Annotated in this window: 14 protein-coding genes; 10 read left to right on the plus strand and 4 right to left on the minus strand. The window is 31.5% G+C overall.

What is annotated here, in order from left to right; all coding sequences use genetic code 11:
• Positions 1-4: 4 nt before the first annotated feature.
• Positions 5-2,095 (plus strand): carbohydrate-binding domain-containing protein, encoded by a 2,091-nt coding sequence (locus tag CLOCEL_RS23860; protein ID WP_010076246.1) that lies wholly within the window; start codon positions 5-7, stop codon positions 2,093-2,095.
• 223 nt (positions 2,096-2,318) lie between these two features.
• Here the strand turns inward: CLOCEL_RS23860 and CLOCEL_RS05720 are convergent, their stop codons facing one another.
• Both CLOCEL_RS05720 and CLOCEL_RS05725 read right to left on the minus strand, forming a co-directional pair.
• Complete coding sequence (locus CLOCEL_RS05720) at positions 2,319-3,005, minus strand: DUF4956 domain-containing protein (protein ID WP_010076245.1); 687 nt, start codon at positions 3,003-3,005, stop codon at positions 2,319-2,321.
• Positions 2,999-3,754, minus strand: coding sequence for a polyphosphate polymerase domain-containing protein (locus tag CLOCEL_RS05725; RefSeq protein WP_010076244.1), 756 nt, complete (start codon positions 3,752-3,754; stop codon positions 2,999-3,001). Before CLOCEL_RS05725 ends, CLOCEL_RS05720 begins: the two co-directional genes overlap by 7 nt.
• Before the next feature lie 452 nt (positions 3,755-4,206).
• Between CLOCEL_RS05725 and CLOCEL_RS05730 the strand changes: the two genes are divergently transcribed.
• From CLOCEL_RS05730 to CLOCEL_RS05745, 4 genes are all read left to right on the plus strand, one after another.
• Positions 4,207-5,139, plus strand: a complete 933-nt coding sequence (locus CLOCEL_RS05730; protein WP_010076243.1) for an alpha/beta hydrolase — start codon at positions 4,207-4,209, stop codon at positions 5,137-5,139.
• Positions 5,140-5,726: 587 nt separating this feature from the next.
• Entirely contained in the window at positions 5,727-7,343 is a 1,617-nt protein-coding gene (gene ppcA / locus CLOCEL_RS05735) for a phosphoenolpyruvate carboxylase (RefSeq protein ID WP_010076242.1), read from the plus strand.
• Between the two features lie 253 nt (positions 7,344-7,596).
• The gene (locus CLOCEL_RS05740) at positions 7,597-8,919 is read left to right on the plus strand and encodes a cellulase family glycosylhydrolase (protein ID WP_010076241.1); all 1,323 of its coding nucleotides are present in this window, start codon (positions 7,597-7,599) and stop codon (positions 8,917-8,919) included.
• Between the two features lie 606 nt (positions 8,920-9,525).
• Positions 9,526-11,217, plus strand: coding sequence for a methyl-accepting chemotaxis protein (locus tag CLOCEL_RS05745; RefSeq protein WP_010076240.1), 1,692 nt, complete (start codon positions 9,526-9,528; stop codon positions 11,215-11,217).
• 109 nt (positions 11,218-11,326) lie between these two features.
• Here the strand turns inward: CLOCEL_RS05745 and CLOCEL_RS05750 are convergent, their stop codons facing one another.
• On the minus strand, positions 11,327-12,700 hold the full coding sequence (locus CLOCEL_RS05750; protein ID WP_010076239.1) for a glycosyl hydrolase family 18 protein: 1,374 nt from the start codon (positions 12,698-12,700) through the stop codon (positions 11,327-11,329).
• An 81-nt stretch (positions 12,701-12,781) separates the two neighbouring features.
• Entirely contained in the window at positions 12,782-14,065 is a 1,284-nt protein-coding gene (locus tag CLOCEL_RS05755) for a hypothetical protein (RefSeq protein WP_010076238.1), read from the minus strand.
• A 438-nt stretch (positions 14,066-14,503) separates the two neighbouring features.
• Between CLOCEL_RS05755 and CLOCEL_RS05760 the strand changes: the two genes are divergently transcribed.
• From CLOCEL_RS05760 to CLOCEL_RS05780, 5 genes are all read left to right on the plus strand, one after another.
• The gene (locus tag CLOCEL_RS05760; RefSeq protein ID WP_010076236.1) at positions 14,504-15,259 is read left to right on the plus strand and encodes a CPBP family intramembrane glutamic endopeptidase; all 756 of its coding nucleotides are present in this window, start codon (positions 14,504-14,506) and stop codon (positions 15,257-15,259) included.
• A 178-nt stretch (positions 15,260-15,437) separates the two neighbouring features.
• Positions 15,438-16,283 (plus strand): hydrogenase small subunit, encoded by an 846-nt coding sequence (locus CLOCEL_RS05765; protein WP_010076235.1) that lies wholly within the window; start codon positions 15,438-15,440, stop codon positions 16,281-16,283.
• 14 nt (positions 16,284-16,297) lie between these two features.
• Positions 16,298-17,698, plus strand: a complete 1,401-nt coding sequence (locus tag CLOCEL_RS05770) for a nickel-dependent hydrogenase large subunit (RefSeq protein WP_010076234.1) — start codon at positions 16,298-16,300, stop codon at positions 17,696-17,698.
• Positions 17,695-18,216: a hydrogenase maturation protease gene (locus tag CLOCEL_RS05775; RefSeq protein ID WP_242655228.1), complete on the plus strand. Its 522-nt coding sequence runs from the start codon at positions 17,695-17,697 to the stop codon at positions 18,214-18,216. Before CLOCEL_RS05770 ends, CLOCEL_RS05775 begins: the two co-directional genes overlap by 4 nt.
• Entirely contained in the window at positions 18,209-18,451 is a 243-nt protein-coding gene (locus CLOCEL_RS05780; RefSeq protein ID WP_010076232.1) for a hydrogenase maturation nickel metallochaperone HypA/HybF, read from the plus strand. Before CLOCEL_RS05775 ends, CLOCEL_RS05780 begins: the two co-directional genes overlap by 8 nt.

Genomic DNA, 18,451 nt, shown 5'->3' on the forward strand with positions numbered 1-18,451 from the left:
TTTTATGAACAAGAAATTTATCACAATGTTAGCAGCAGCTGCATTAAGCATTACATCAGGGGCAGCACAAGTTGCTTATGCGGCAACAACAAGTACAACGACTAGCACAACTACAACTACTACAGTACCAGTAATATCAAGCATTAATGTAACTTCTGGAAACAGCACTACTGTAGGAGAAGCAAGTACCTTTATACAATTAGGAAGTACTACAACTGTAAATGGTTCAGGAGCAACTGTAGATGGTAGTAAAATCACTATTAGTGCTGCTGGTACATACAGTGTCAGTGGTACTTTAGCTGATGGACAAATAATAGTAAATGCAGGAGATTCAGATAAGGTATACATCATATTAAATGGTGTAAATATTACTTGCTCAAATAGCGCACCTATCAATGTTATCAATGCTGATAAAACAATCCTTTCATTAGCAGATGGCACAACAAATTATGTAACTGATGGATCAACTTATGTATATCCAGATACAACAACTGATGAACCTAGTGCAGCAATCTTTAGTAAAGATGATTTAAAAATTGTTGGTAATGGAGCATTAATTGTAAAAGGAAACTACAATAATGGTATCCAAGGTAAGGATGATCTAAAAATAGAGTCAGGTACTATTAACGTAACTGCTAAGAATGATGGTATTAAGGGAAAAGATTCTCTTGTTATCGTTAATGGAGATATAACAGTTAATTCCGGTGCTGATGGATTACAAGCCACCAATGATACAGATGTGACAAAAGGTTATGTATTAATAGAAGGTGGAAAAATTAATATTACCTCAGAATTAGATGGGATTCAAGGAGAAACAAATACTCTTATAAAGAATGGTAACATAACAATTAAAGCTGGTGGTGGCAATGTAAACGGAGTTGTACATACTGAAAGTTTTGGACCTACGCAAACTACCACAACTACAACCGATACTGTTAGCAATAAAGGTATAAAAGCAAAGGCTAATATAGTAATAGAAGGTGGAACCTTTAACATAGATTCCGCTGATGATGCTTTGCATTCAGATAACAACTTAGTAGTTAGCGGAGGAAATTTTACTATAGCTACAGGAGATGATGCAGTTCATTCAGAATCAACTATAGTTATTAACAATGGAACGATAAATGTAACAAAAGCTTATGAAGGCATTGAAAGCCAAAGCATAACAATAAATGGTGGAAGTTCAAGTGTTGTAACTAGTGATGATGGAGTGAATGCTTCTGGTACTTCACCTATTTTAACTATTAATGGAGGCTACTTATATGTAAATGCCGCTGGTGATGGACTTGATGCAAATGGTTCTATAAAAGTTACAGGTGGTACTGTTGTTGTAAATGGACCTACAGACAATGGAAATGGGCCGCTAGATTATGATGCAACTTGTGTTGTGACAGGAGGATTTTTAGTTGCTACTGGTAGTTCAGGAATGGCACAAGCTCCAAGTACAACATCCACTCAAAATTCTATAAAGGTAAATTTAGCTTCACAAGCAGCTAACACATTAGTTCGTATTGAAAGCAGTACTGGAGAAGAAGTTATTACTCTTGCACCAGCAAAACAATTTTCTTCTGTAGTAGTTACATCCCCATTAATCAAAACTGGAACTACATATAATGTGTATTTAGGAGGCAGTATAACTGGCACTGCAACTAATGGTTTATATACTGGAGGAACTTATACAAAAGGAACCTTAGCAGGGAGTGCCACAATTTCTAGCACTGTAACTAATATAACTCAATCGGGAGCAACAACAGGAGGCATGGGCGGTACTGGTGGCGGAATGACTCGTCCTACAAAACCAGGAACCACCACACCTACAACCACAACATCAGGGAACACAACAACGACAGCACCAACAAACCCTACAACATCAGGTAATACAACAACTACATCATCAGGAACTACAACTACTACAACATATAACCTTGGTGATGTTAATAAGGATGGAAGTGTAAATTCTATCGACTATGCACTTCTTCACAAATTAATTTTAAGTGGTGGAACTAATGCAGATTTAACTGTTTCGGACATGAATAGCGATGGAAAGGTAAATGCACTTGATTTAGCTGTTCTAAAGAAGTTAATTTTAAGTTAATTACAGGAAACTTAAAAATTGTTAATTATTTAATTGTTTAACCTTTATACTAATATTGGCACTTAATTATTTAACCTTTAGGATAATAATAGATAAAAGAAAATAAAATCCTATAAAGTAATACAAAAAGGAGCTAAGCACTAGCAGTTTAACAGCTAACGCTTAGTTCCTTTAGTTATTAAATTATTTGTTTTAATCAATTAATCTATATTAATAATTTTATTTAGAAGGCCTTTTCATTAAAACCAGAAAGTATAAGTGAGATATTTAAGTTTCCATTTCTGCACCTTAGTTCATCGATAAAGCTTTTTTGGTTTATAGTTGGCTTTATATCTATTATGTAATCAAGCTCAAACAATGCACCAAAATCTCTTGTTTTTATTCTTTCTATTTGCCATGAATTTGTATATTTATTTAGAATTTCATTAAATGCGTCATCGTAATTAAGATCCTCAGGAATTGTTATTTTTAAAAGCATAGATTTAGTTTTTGGCACTCCAAAATTTGAGTAATTTAGTATAAACATTAGTGCGCAAAGAACAATTGTAAATAGTGCACCATAACCTATATAGCCCATTCCACAAGCAAGACCTACGCCTAAAGTGAAAAATACATAGGATATATCTTTTGGATCTCCAGGGGCACTTCTAAAACGAATAATTGAAAATGCGCCAGCTAAGCTAAAGGCTCTAGCAATATTGTTTCCAACTAATAAAATGATTATTGCGATTATTACAGGTAACATTATAAGTGTTGTTGCAAAATTGGAGTTATAAGTAGATTTCTTATTAGTTTTGATGTAAGCAAAACTTATTATTACTCCAAGGATAATTGATGCTGCTATAACAAGCAGGGTATTTGTCAAGGTAAGTGATGTTCCATCTGTTGAGGTTAAAATTGTTTCTAACATATTTCTTTTTCGCTCCTTAAGGTAGTATTGTTTTGTGTAGTTAACGAGTATCTCATAAATTCATTACCGTATTTTGAAAAATGAGTATTATAGATCTCGAGTTCAGCAAGGATATTTGTAAACCATATAGGCATTGCTCCAAGAATTTTAACTTCCATTAGATATTGATTATCTTCTAAGATATTATCTCCAAAAAATCCTGCTTCTAAGGTTAAATTGTTTCGTCTTGTAAGAATTTGAGAGTCAAAGGTCAATCTAAAATCATGATCATCTTTACTAAAGAAGGCTTTTCTAGAATAACCAATATAAACTGTTGGGCTAACATCCTTTTTGCTTAGATAGTACTGTATTTCTTTGATTACTTGATTATTAACGTAATCCTCTGATTTAGGGGCTTCTCCTAATTCCAAGAATTTGTGAGCTTCTTCCAAGGTAAGGACAACTCTTCTTTTGTTAACTATCCCATTGATTTTCTTTTTTAGCTCTAAAAATACTTTATCCGTTGGTTTTGTTGGAATTTTGTAGCTTCTTAGTCTAAGTTTTTCTTTATAATAAGGTTTATTGATAGAGTGCCTTATTACATCGCTATTAACGGTATCGTAATAGATGTTATAGATACTGTAATTTTTCCCAGCCTTGCAAAATTCATCTGGATTCATATATTCAAGTAATCTCGGAATCAATTCATCATATTGTTCTTTTGTTAATATAAATTTTTTTTCATAACGTTTAAAAGATTTAATAGCCATATTACCGCCTCCGTCTTTATTTGTGTTATCTATGAACCTAAGTATAATTAGCAAACCTTAAAATTAACTTAATTTAAATATGAAGTTTACATGAACTTAATGTTAATGTGATTTAGATATTTCCTTTGGTGGTTTTTTAGTTAATTATTTTTGGCTTTAACAACAAAGTTAAATATTAAAATAAGCTAAAAGTTTTAATTCTTATATATCTTTCAAATAAAGATTCTTCAAAATGATATACTAATTTTTACAAGATTTTAATAAGTGATGATTTAGTTTCAATAGTGAAATTCGTATATGCGAAAAAATGGGATTAGCTATGAGGAATAAATGAAAAATATAACAAAAACTGTTGCAAGTGGTATAATATTAATTGTATATGAGTTCATAATTTGATACATCTATAAGGTTTTAGCTTAAAATCTTATAGAAAAATTAAGGAGTGTGTAGAGATGAGTAAAAAATATGATATTTATCCAGAATTTCAGAATATGGTTCAATTAGAGATGGAAACAGAGGAAGCAACTTTAGAATTATTTAGACAACTTAATCAAGGTAGTATTGCTCTATTAGAAAACAATAAATCTGATGACGTAATTAAAATAACTAAGGAAAAAATAAAGAGTTATGATGGTGAAGAGATAGAGATTCAAATTTTTGAACCGCAGGATATAAAAGAAAATGCTCCTTGCTTAGTTTATTATCATGGTGGTGGGTTTATGGCGAAAACTTTTGAGCACCATGTAAGACTTATTCGTGAATATACTTTAGGGGTTGGCTGTAAGATTGTACTTGTAGATTATAGAATAGCTTTAGATTACCCATTCCCAACTTGTGTTGAGGATTGTTATTCTGCTTTAAAATGGGTTTATGAAAATGCAGAAAGCTTAAATATTGACACTAATAAAATAGCTGTAGGTGGAGATAGTGCTGGTGGTAACCTTTCAGCAGTTATGTCACAAATGGCACGTGATAGAAAAGGACCAGCGCTTTGTTTCCAAATGCTTATTTATCCTACAACAGCTATTGAAGAAACAGAATCAATGAAGCTGTTTGATGATACACCAGTGTGGAACTGTAACCTTAGCAAATTAATGTGGAAGGTTTACTTAAGAAATGGTGACATGGGAATGAGACCATATTTTGCACCAATAGAAGCAGAAAGCTTAAAGGATTTGCCACCAGCTTATGTAGAAGTAAATGAATTTGATCCTCTAAGAGATGAAGGAATTGAATATGCTAATGCTCTTACTAAAAATGGTGTCAAGGTTGAGCTTGTTCAATTAAAAGGTACAGTTCATGCTTATGATTTAATTGCAGAAAGCAATATCACGAAAGAAAGTGTAAAAAGAAGGATTAATTTACTGAAAGAAGCTTTTAATTAAAAGCTCTATATTGTGATGATAAAAGTGTTACATATACAGTGTTAATCAATATTTACAGCCTTAAGGTTCTATGGTATAATTGATACTTGAATTAGGTATTTTATTTAAAGTTAGTAGCTTGAATGTTCGTATAAAATTCGTATACAGGTTAATTACAGAAATGCAAAATTCGAGTAAAAATCAGTTGCTACAAGAAAAGGTATGTTTGTAAGTAAGAATAGTTAAGAGGGTAAATCTACTTTTATAGGCAGAGATACAAATAAATAAATGCTAAACAATCTTCTATTATGGAGATTGAAATACTAATAACAAGTCAAGAACTAAACCAATAATAAGAACTCTGTTTATTAGTGGAGTAATTGTTATTGGATTTTTTATAAACAGAGTTCTTTGTTCCAGATGGGATCTTTTAACTTCATTTGAAACTTATTAACAGAGTTCTTAGCATCTTTGATGCTTAGAAGTCGTTATCCTTTAGGGGAACTCGCTATCCAGGGACGTAGTAGCCGTTAACTCCCAAGGGGAGTCTTACGGATAGTAAGTCATAGGGTAAACATAATAGATAAAATTTTAAGGGGGCAAACTTAATGAGAAAATATCCAAGATCCATGGCAACGCAGCATCCAGATAATGCGGACAAGTATATTACTATCCAACAAGAACCAGAAGAAGCCATAGGAATGTTAACTCCTCAAGAAAAGGGTGGATTAGGTATTGAAGAAATCATGATAGATTTCGAAGGAAAGCTTACGCCATACCATCAAACATCTCAAATAGCATTAGGACTAATAGGTAATGGGGTAATTCCTGGAAGAGATGTAGCTATAACACCAAGAATACCAAATGCTAAAAAAGAATCTGTTTTTAGACAATTAATTAGCATTATGTCATTGGTAGAAACAAATATTCTTGCATCAGAACATGGCGTAGAGCAAGTTATAAGAGAAACTATTGTACCAATGATTGAAACAGGAGAAGAAATTGTACAAATTCAAGAAAGAATTAATTCTGTTATTGAACTTGGAAACAAAAATTATACTAACAAATTTGATCCAAATAGTATAAGAGTAATTCCTCTTATAGAAAGTGTACCAGCATTAATAGATGTAGATAATATTTTAGATGAATATTATCAAAATTCTCTTAAAAATGGTCATAAAATAGAGAGCCAAAGAGTAATGTTTGCTAGATCAGATTCTGCTATGTCATATGGTATGGTTTCATCAGTTTTATCTGTATTAATAGCAATAAACAAAGCTCATAAATGGGGAGCAAAAAACAGTGTTGATATAGCACCAATTGTTGGTTGTGGTTCATTACCATTTAGAGGACATCTTACTGAAGAAAGCTTAGGAGATTTATATGAAACTTATGCTGGAGTAAGAACTTTCACAATACAATCAGGCTTAAGATATGATTATGGTGCAGAAAAGACGAAAGCTGTTGTAAATAGTTTAAATGAAAATATTCAAAATACTAAACCAAGAGATTTCTCAGAAGAAGATATAGAATTAATGTACGAGATTATAGGAATATTTGCTAAGTATTACCTACAAACATTTACTAAGTTCATTAGTACTGTTGATTTCATTTCAAAGTATATCCCTAAAAACAGAGATAGATTAGCAAGTACTAAAGTAGGTTTACAATATGTAAGAGAAGCAGCTAATGTTAAAGAAATTGCTGACTTAGTTAAAGATGAAAAGCTTAAGGAAGAAATTTTAAGTATAAATACAGAAATTCAATGTAACGTACCAAGAGCTATTTCCTTTACAGCTGCGATGTATACAATAGGCTTACCTCCAGAATTCATAGGTGTAGGAAGAGGCTTACAAGAAGTTAAGGAAAAATTCGGACAAGAAGGAATTGATAAGCTTGTTGAATTCTATCCTCAATTAAAGACAGATTTACTATTTGCATGGAGATACGTAAATGCTGTAGGAGCAAAAGGAATAATTCCAGAAGAAGCTCGTTCAGAGTATAAGGAAGATTTCGCTTTAGCTATGGAATTATTAAATCTAGTAAATGAAATAGATGAAAAAGATAAAAATGAATTCTATCATACATTATTAAAATCAACTAGACCTATAATCATGCATTTAGTGGGAAAAGAAGAAGATATGTTTGATAGTGGTGAAGAAGAGCAGAAGATTTTAAGAGAATGGATTGTTAAGATGGGTAAAATTAGAGGTAGTCTAGGCTAAACCACTAATAGAAACTCTAAATAATAGTTTTTTCAGAATAAAACCGTTAGAAGGTAAAGTTAGAGGAACTGTTGTACTAGTGACTAAAAATGCTAGTACTCAGTTTCTTTTTATATTTAGTTTTTTTCACATAAAAATTTTTAGGATAGAATATGGAAAATATCCATGTATAGTTCTTTTTTCTCCATATTATCAATGTAATCGGTATGATACCATAAAATTGGACAAATAATATATTTTGGAGGATGAAAAAATGAATAAAAGATTATCACGGGGAAAGATATCTCTTTTAGCATCAGTTTTCGTTACCACAACTTTTATGGGGGGAGTAAATGTTCTCGCATCTACAGCTAAGACAGGTATTCGTGACATAACTTCTCAACAAGTTGTTAAGGAAATGAAGGTTGGTTGGAACTTAGGAAATACAATGGATGCTACAGGAGGAGAAACAAATTGGGGGAATCCATTAACAACACATGCCATGATTGACAAAGTAAAAGCAGCAGGCTTTAATACTTTAAGGCTTCCAATAACTTGGGATGGTCATATTGGAGCAGCACCAGATTATGCTATTGATGCAACATGGATGAATAGAGTCGAAGAAATAGCAAATTATGCTTTTGATAATAATATGTATGTTATAATAAATCTTCATCACGAAGATGGATGGCTTAAGCCTTATTATGCCAATGAGGCTGAAGTAAAAGCTAAAATCACAAAAGTATGGACACAAATTGCAAATCGCTTTAAAGATTATGGGGATTATCTAATTTTTGAAACAATGAATGAACCTCGTCCAGTAGGCGCAGCTGATGAATGGTCTGGTGGCTCCTATGAAAATCGAGATATGGTTAATAGATATAATTTAACAGCGGTAAACACTATTAGAGCTACTGGTGGAAATAATGCATTAAGGCACATTATGGTTCCAACTCTTGCAGCAGCAGCACTTAGCACAACAATGAATGATTACATAGTACCAAATAATGATAGCAGAGTTATAGTATCCTTACATATGTATTCACCATATTTCTTCTCTGCAGATCTTACTAGTCAATGGACTACAGCAACTTGGGGAAGTGATGCTGATAAGGCTGCACTAAGTGCTGACTTTGATGCAGTTTATAATAAGTTTGTTAAGAATGGAAGAGCTGTAGTTATTGGCGAAATGGGAACAATCAATAAGAATAATTTAGATTCTAGAGTGAAACATGCAGAATATTATGCTAAAGAAGCAACAGTTAGAGGGATAACTCCTATATGGTGGGATAATGGATATTGTGTTGCTGGAAAAGAGCAAACCTTCGGAATATTTAATAGAAAGAATCTTACTTGGTGTTGTCCAGAAGTTATGCAAGCTTTCATAAGAGGAGCAGGTGCCACACAAACTCAAACTTCTTATTCACTAGGTGATGTTAACAAAGATGGAAAGGTAAATGCTATCGATTATGCAGTGCTTAAATCAATTCTTTTAGGTACAAATACTAACGTTGATTTATCAGTATCAGACATGAATAAGGATGGTAAAGTAAATGCTTTGGATTTAGCTGTTCTTAAAAAAATGCTTTTAAGCTAATGCTTGTACTTGCAAACTTAAATTCTAGTGGGAATATTATAGAATCTTTTAGGTTATAGATGTTAATGGTTATCTTGTATACTGGAGCCATGAAAAACTTTGAAAGTTACTAACTCTACTAAGGTTAAATATATTTGAAAATGAAAAAATAAATATTTTTATTTAAAGAAATAGAGTATCTATAGATTTGATTTTTACAAATCTTAGGTACTCTTTATTTTATTACTGAATACATTACCAAGCACATTTTAAAGAAGTTAAATATAAGTTCTAATAATGTTTATATATTAAATTCATATAAAGTTGATAAGAACAATGTATATATTTAAGTACCAGTATAAAAGATTTTACAATTAAGAAAACATGTATACAAATTTAATAACTTAAATATTATAGAATTTAGCAAAAAAATTCACAAATTTAACTAAATATATCTCTTTCTTAATTGCAACATGATATAGTATAATATTCTAGTGTATCTATAAAAAAATTACAATAAAATATAAAAAATTCGTAAATGTATTAAAATTAACCATATTATTATTTATGGGTGAATTTAAATTTTATATTTAAATTAAATAAAAAACATTATGGAGGGTAAAATTTATGAAATTTAAGATTCGAGGTAAAATTCTGTTAGGGATTATTCCAGCAATAGTATTATTTTGTGTTGCTGTGAATGTTATAATCTTCGTTCAATTTAGTAACTTTATAACTCACAATACCCTTAAGACTAATACAAATTTGAGCATGCAAGTTATCGATGCTAAATATCCTGGAGATTGGAAGCTTAAAGATGATAAGCTTTATAAGGGAGATATTTTAATAAACGATAATTTTGAATTAGTTGACAATATAAAGAAAAGTGCAGGTGTAGAATGTACTATATTTTTAAATGATACTAGAATAAACACTACTATTGTTAAAGATGGTAAGCGATTAATAGGTACAAAAGCCGAAGAGGAAGTATTAGATCAGGTGATTAAAAACGGTAGTGAATATAAAGGAGAAGTAGAGATTTTACAAGTTGAATACAAAACAATCTATGAGCCTATAAAAGCATCTAATGGTAAAATTATTGGTATGTTTTTCGTAGGTATAGAAGAAAAAATAATTGATAAGGATATCGAAGCAATAATATATCCTATCATAGGCTTGAGTGTAGTATTAGTAGTATTAATTTCAGTACTTATTATTCTTTTGACAACTAAAGTTTTAAGTAAACCTATTGATTATATTAAAAAACAGCTTCATATAATATCTACTGGGGATTTATCACAATATGTAGATGAAAAATATCTTAAGAAAAGTGATGAAATTGGAGAAATTGCACATTCTATAAAAGATATGCAACACTCTATAAAGAAGATTGTAAAATCAATATATGAAGGCTCTGATATTACAGATAATCAATCTTCTCACCTAGCGTCTATCGCAGAGGAAATGGCATCTTCTGCTTCAACTGTAAGCAGTTCTATCCTAGATATATCAGGCGGAATAGAAACACAAGCCAGTTCACTAGTTGAAATATCTTCTGTGCTTAATGAATTCGGAAACGGTTTAGACAGCATTATGAATGATATTGAAAATATTAATGGTAGCACAAAAAATATAGGCAGCATGGCTGATTACAGCAATGATAAAATGTCAAAGCTATCAGAAGAAATCAATAACTTTAGCAATTCCTTCAAGAATTTTATGGACAAGATAAAGAGCCTTGGAGATAGCATAAAAGAAATCAATGAAATAACTAGTTTAATAAATAGTATATCAGATCAAACAAATTTATTAGCATTAAATGCAGCTATCGAAGCAGCTAGAGCTGGAGATGCTGGTAAAGGATTTTCTGTTGTAGCAGACGAGATAAGAAAGCTAGCAGAACAAACAAAAGCATCTTCAGAAAAAATAACAAAACTAATAGACAGTGTTAGTAATAATACTAATGAAATGGTAGGAAAAACTTCAATAGATATGGATAACGAACTAAAGAGTCAAATTACAGTAGTAAATGAATCAATAGATTCCTTTAAAAATATTGTTGAGGGTGTAAATAATATATTACCGAGAATGAGTAAGGTGAATGTATCTGCCCATGGCATAAATAAAGAAAAGGATAATATATTAGAAAAAGTTGATGGCATTGCATCCATATCTCAACAGGTATCAGCTTCTTTCCAAGAAATCACTGCTACTGCTGAAGAAATGAGTGCAGCTACTGAAGAGGTAGCAGCTATAGCTCAAAACTTAAGTACGACTACTGAAGAGATGAAGGAAAGTATAAATCAATTTAGCATATAGAATAGAATGTAAAAGAAAAATCCCTGGCAACTTGCTAGGGATTTTTTTGTTGATTAAAGAAGTCTCCTAATTGAATACTGTGAGATTTCTTTAATTCATATCATAATTTTTATCTGTTAAATTTAGTTTTTATGCTTGTCCAATAATCAGCATTTTCAAGTCCAAGTCTCCAGATAGCTATACCAGCTACATCATAAGAATTTACTAAATCAAGTTTGAAGTTTAAGCTATAAGCATTTTCAAACCAAACGCTATGAGATACACCAGATGCATCTGTATAATTGAAGTATGGACATTGAGATACAGAATCCCACTGAATAGTTGCTCCGTAAGTTGTAGCTAAATTATTGATACCATTAATTCCATATGCTTTAGTACCGTTTGAAGACCAATCATAACCATATGCTGCAGTTCCAACTAAGATTTTTTCTTTTGGAATAACTGAAACAGCATATTTAATTACACTTTCTACCCAACCAATTGAAGCCACAGGGCCTGCAGTTCCGCCTGGATAATGTTCATCGTAAGTCATTAAAACCATCTGATCTACATATTTGCCTAGGGCAGCATAGTCGTAAGCGCCAGTCCAAGAATTTGTAAGACTATCAAAAGTTTTTGCTGGAACTGCCATTGAAACATAGAAGCCTTGAGGATGAAGTGTGTTGTATAACTCACTCATAAAGGTTGTTAAGTAGCTTCTGTCAGAAGCATATACACCTTCAAGGTCTATATTTACACCTTTATATCCATTAACTTTTACAATGTTTAAAATATTATTTATAAAAGCTTGTCTATTAACTGAGTTTTGTAATACACTTCTTGCAATATTTCCATCAAAGTTATTTGCAATCATAGCAAGAGTTTTAATGTTGTTGCTATTTGCATAAGTTATTTGATTAGTTGGAACAAGTCCAGTGACATTACCATAAGCATCTGTAGTATAGGTAGCTGTAGCAATTTCATCTAAAGTAGAAGTATTAGTTGTCATTGAGTTATAAGAAGAACTATCTCCAGAATAATAGTAAGTTGTATAGCCTAAAACTAATTTTTTAGCTACTGGAGTAGGTGTTGGTTCTACTGGAACTGGAGTAGGTTCAGGTTCTACAACAATTTGAGCTGTTGTTAAATTTATATGAGTAGAATCTGGGGAAGTTCCATAAGCATTATACGCTCTAACAAAATACCAATACTTTGTGTTTGCTGTTAAAGCTGTATTTTTAAAGCTAGTAGTTGTAACTTTAGTTAATAAAGTATAATTTGAATCATTAGGGGTTGCCCTATATATACTGTAGCCAGTTGCACCAGAAACTCCTTGCCAGGTTAAGGTTGCTTCACTGGTTGTAACTCCAGAATAAGTTAAGGAAGTTGGAGCTGTAGGTGGTGTTCCTGTCTTTCTAGCAGGCTTAGCTGATACAAAACTAGCATTTAGTAAGAACACAGCTATTAGTGAAAAAATCATCATTAGTTTTCTAAAAGATCTCAATATTAAGCACTCCTTTTTTCTCAGAATACTTAATATTTCGATTATCAAAGAAAAAAATGTACAAGAAATTAGAGGAAAAAGTTAATCTATTAAATTCATAATTATCTCGTCTAAAGAAGTATCTCCAAGGGTTGAAGTCAATTTTTTAAATTTTCTATTCATTTTCTTTTTTAAGTTTTTCATATAAATCAACGTAAATGGTGAAAATTCCTCTATAAAATTTATGTAGTCTTTGGAAAAATATTTTCTATTATCTGTCACAGCGAAAATGATTAAATATAAGCAATTATCCTTAATTAAAGTTTTTAATCCATCTACATCAGGGGCAGCAAAACATTCAGCATTGTCTAAGAGCGTTATAATTAGATTAATAAGCTTATTAACTAGAGAATCCAGTGGATAATTTCCCGCTAACTGAGAGAAAATCGTACAATTATTATTTTCTATATCAGATTTTATATCTTGAAGATCATCACAAAGTTGAAGGATGAAGCCATAACCAAAAGCAAAGGTTTCTTCCTCTGTGTTTAGATCCCCCCGTACTAAATAACCATCAGCAAGAACCGAAGTGCCTCCCTTTTCAATAGTTACACTTAAAATGTTTCTTTCATATGGAAGCGATAGCTGTTCTTGTTGTATAAGGCTTTTCCTTTGACCTTCATTAATTGAAAGAAGTCCCTTATAAACCTTTGGGTAACTTTTTCTGCTGAAATTTCTTTCTATATAATCTATTAATTTAAATATCTTTTCTTCATAGGAATTAGCAGTAGAAACATTTTCGCCCTTGATTTTTTTAGTAAGCCTTTTAATAAAAGCTTTTTTCACATCTGTTGAAATGTTTGTATCATCAAGATAATTATCTGTATAAGGATAAAGCATACTATAGCCAAAACTACTAGAAGTAAATTTTATTTCTGAATTAAATATATTTTGAAAAATGTTTACTATCCACATATTCCTAAGGGCTTGGCTTATATCTTTAAAAGAAATATCCTTATCAAAGGTTTTGCTTTCCTTTACAAAGGAGCTTGTGCTTTTAAAGAAGGAATCTGTAATATATTCATCAAAATATTTAAGATTTAATACTGGTTGTGTTCTTATAAGTCTTTTGAAGGTTGCTATTGTATTTTGTTTCCAAAAAGGTCTTTCTTCTAAATTCTTTGGAAAGTTACTTAACATAGACATCACTTGGTCTATTATAGAATCAAAAGCCTTTTCATTACTTTTTTTATCGAAGGAAGATTTTTTAGGAAGTGGCATTTGTGATGTTGTCGGTGTATTCCACCAAATATCGCTGTATAAAGCTATTAGATTATCGATTGTTAAAGATTTATGATTTAAGTTTTTTAAAATTTTCTCTTCCAATTTGAATCTCTCCATTATAAATAATTTGCCTGAATGACTACCATCCGTAGCACGGTAGCGAAGGCTGTTACATCCTTGGATAATGAGGTTTTAATATCAAAGATACTAAGAGTTCTGTTAACCAGCGATTGGTTTATAAATCAATTATATATGAGAAATAAGGAGTTATCTAGCAAATAAAGATTAATTTGCTGTGTACAGCATTAATTATAGCGAAATATAAAGGTATGGAGTTAAATGGAAAACTTAAAGCTGCAATGATATAATGGACTATAATGTAAATATAATATTTAGAAATACTTTTAAAATGTATATTACAATTGAAACTTATATTGAAATTAGTGGGTTTGTAGAGTATCTTACACTAATTGAAGGTGAGGAATTATTGTAATTTATAAGTTATACTAATGTTCATATAAGTAGGAGGGAAATAGTAGTTTGAGAGAATTGTTTAATAAGTATCCAGTAGGTTCCTATTATGTTATTACAATGATAATGAGTTTGATTTTAATATTACCTCATATGATTTTTACCCGTATTGGAGATTATTCTTTTTCCTTTACACAACTTGGACCGTCACTAGCACTGTTAATTTATGTGTATATAACTAAACAGAAGGATATATTAGAAAAGATAAAAAATAATATGATCACTTGTAAGAGTTTAATTTTGTATCCTATTATACTTGTTTCATTTTTTATAGTTATGTGGCTTTGTAATGTTATTTTATCCTTGTATGGTATACCATATAAGCCTTGGAATGGATCTATAATGTTCTACATATTAAATATTTTATCAATGATTATATGTTGTGCTGGTGAAGAGTTTGGGTGGCGAGGTTTTCTATTACCTCTTCTTAATAAAAAGTATTCCTTGTTTACCAGTTCTGTGATATTAGGAGTTATGTGGGGGATATGGCATTTAAACTTAAGCAGTGTGCTAGGATTTTTTATGTATGTTCTTTATATAACAGAGCTTTCAATCATTATGGCATGGATTTATAGTAAGACTAATGCTGATTTGAAGCTTATGATTCTAATCCATTTTTCTTTTAATTTCTTTTCACATGTGTTCACTTGGCAGAGGTTTGTTGCACCTTTATTCGTAATTGAGGCCATAGTCTTTGGAATAATTGCTGGTGTAATTGTGCTATTTAATCTTAAAAGATTTTTTAGTAGTGAAATCTCAGAATAATATTCGATGGTGAAATTTTAAAATAATATTGATAGTGAAATGGCTAACGTTGAAAATAGCGTTAGTCTTTTTGGTGTTTCAAAACGCTGATATAAAAAGAGGATAGATAAATCTAAAGAATAAAAACAACAACTATAAGAATAGAATTAATAAAGTACTAAAATATGAGGGCGATGAAATGTCAAAAAAAATGTGCCCCAAAGAGGTAATTGCAGCTTTAAAAAATACCATAGGCGATAGTAGGCTAAAAAAGATGAATCTTATTTGGTTAGAGGCTTGTGGTTGCTCAGGCAATATTATTTCTCTCTTAAATGCTAATGACCCTGATGTTGGCTATTTGTTAACTGAGATGGTTAAGATAACTTACAATAACAGCATTATGGCTCAGCAAGGTCAGGAAGCTGTTGAGAGTTTTCTTGAAACCCTAGATACAGAATTCATTTTAGTGGTAGAAGGAGCGGTGACTACAAGGGATAATGGAATTTATAACATTATTGCTGAATATAATGGCAAGTTACTTTCAGGCGCTGAAGCAATATCTCTTGCAGCAGGAAAGGCAAAGTATGTAATAGCTGTGGGAACTTGTGCTTCTTATGGTGGCCCAACAGCAACAAAGCCAAATCCATCTTCAAGTACAAGTGTTCCGGATTATTTGGGGACTGAGGTTATAAGAGTTCCAGGCTGTCCTGCAAATCCTCATTGGGTTATTAGTACTATTGCTCATTTAATTTTATTTGGATTGCCAGAGTTGGATACAGAGAAACGACCAGTGTTTTTATATGGAGATACTATACACACTTATTGTTCAAGGAGATCCTTTTTTGACCAAAATATTTTTGCAACAAAGCTTGGAGACAAGGAGTGTTATTTTAAACTTGGGTGCAAAGGACCAATGACAAAGGCAGATTGTCCTCTTAGAAAGTGGAATGACAGGGTAAATTGGCCAGTGGAAGATAATACTCCTTGCATTGGGTGTACAGAGAAGGGATTTCCTGATGAGACAGAACCCTTTGTTAAGTTTTAGATAGGGGTGAGGTTATGAGCGAAAAAATTATAATAAATCCTCTTACAAGAATAAGTGGTTTTTTGCAGATAGAGATTACCATAGAAAATAATCTAGTGACAGAGGCTAAAAATAGAGGGTTCCTTTTTAGAGGTTTTGAAGAAATGCTAAAAGGAAGATCACCTCTTGATGCAATTTATTTTACAGAGAGAATTTGCGGTATATGTTCCACAGCTCATGGATTTGTATCGGCTATTGCTTTAGAAGATGCTTTAAAGGTTAAAGTAGATGAAAATGGAACTATTCTTAGAGAAATAATGCATGGTTGTGAATTTCTTCAAAATCATATAAGGCACTTTTATCAATTCACAATGCCAGATTACGCAAAGATAGATGCTGTTTCAAAGGATGAAGAGAGAAAATATAAGGTAACAAAGGATTATACTAAGATATTTAATAGGCATTATATGGAGTCCTTTAAATATAGCCGAGATGCTCATAAGATGTTGGCAATCTTAGGCGGGAAGGCACCGCATAATCATGGGATTTTTGTTGGTGGCGCAACAATTAATATAGATGCGTCAAGGATAATTGAGCTAAAAGCCTTGCTAAATGGTATAAAAACTTTTGTAAATACTGCAATGTTACCAGATGTAAGAGCTATTTCTTATTATTATAAAGAAGATTTTGTACATGGTCACGGATATACTAATTTTTTGTCATATGGAGCCTTTGACAGTGATGTTCATAGTGATATCAGCTATGTAAAGGCAGGAACTCTTATAGATGATAAATTAGAACCTTTCGATGCAAGTAAGATAAGTGAAGAAATTAGCCATTCTTATTATTCTGATGAAAAAGAAATCTTATCTCAAGGTGATAATAACTGGAAGGTAGATGTAAATAAAAAGAATGCTTATACTTGGGTAAAGGCAGCACGATATAGAAATCTTCCTTTGGAGGTAGGACCTTTAGCAAGGCAATGGATAAGTGGAGAATATAAGAATGGAGTATCCACTATGGATAGGACTATTGCAAGGGTTTTAGAAGCAAAAAAGATATGTGATATATTAGACAAACTTATTGATAGAGTTAAACTTACGCCAACAGTCCAAGAAAAATGGGAAATTCCAGATAGTGCTAAGGGGATTGGCCTTAGAGATACTACAAGAGGAGCCTTGGGGCATTGGATAAATATCGAAGGTAAAAAAATTGCAAATTACAATATAATAACTCCATCGGGATGGAATATTTCTCCAACGGATTTAATGGGGCGTAATGGAGTAGTTGAGAAAGCATTAATTGGGACCTTTGTTGAAGATGTAAAAAATCCATATGAATTAAGTAGGATAATAAGATCTTTTGATCCATGTGTTTCCTGTGCTACTCATATAATCAGTGATAAATATGAAGATTTTATTATGAGGATAGTATGATGATTAAAGTTATTGCAATTGGCAACTTTCTTATGGGTGATGATGGTATAGCACTTAAGGTAATTGATGAAGTTGAAAAAAAATTCTTAAAGGAAAAGGAAAAATTGGAGAACGGAAAGCAACTAGAGGAAATATACTCACAACTAACGTTCATAAAAGCAGAAACAGATTTCAATTTTGCATTAGATAATATTGAAGCAGGGGACTTTTTGTTGATTTTAGATAGCACATTATTAATGTTGGACTACGGAACTATAACAGAAATTCTAATATCTGAATTTCAAAATCATTCAAATTATTCTTTATCAATGCACAACAGGAGCTTACTTTCTTTTATTAAGCATTTAAATATAAAGGTAGAAGGTTTTATTTTAGGGATTGAGGTAGCAAAAGTAGCTTTTAGTTTAGATCTATCTGAAAAATTAAAGGATAAGTTTCAACAGATTTGTGATGAGGCTTATACAATTATAATGGAAAAAAGTTTGGAATATATAAAAAAAGGTAGCAACATTGCATGAAGCGTCAATAGCAGCAGAAATATTAATGATAGTATTTACGAATATTAAAGCTTATAACCTTAAAAGGGTAACTCTTGTCTTAATAAAAGTTGGCACCTTTAACGCTATAGATAAAGAGTCCCTTACCTTTGCTTTTAATGCATTAACAAAAGGAACAGCTTGTGAGGGAGCAACAATCGATTTAGTAACAATTGATGGTTTTGAATTGTTGGTGGAGAAGATAGAGGGGGAATAA

This window comes from Clostridium cellulovorans 743B (assembly GCF_000145275.1).
Lineage (GTDB): Bacteria > Bacillota > Clostridia > Clostridiales > Clostridiaceae > Clostridium_K > Clostridium_K cellulovorans.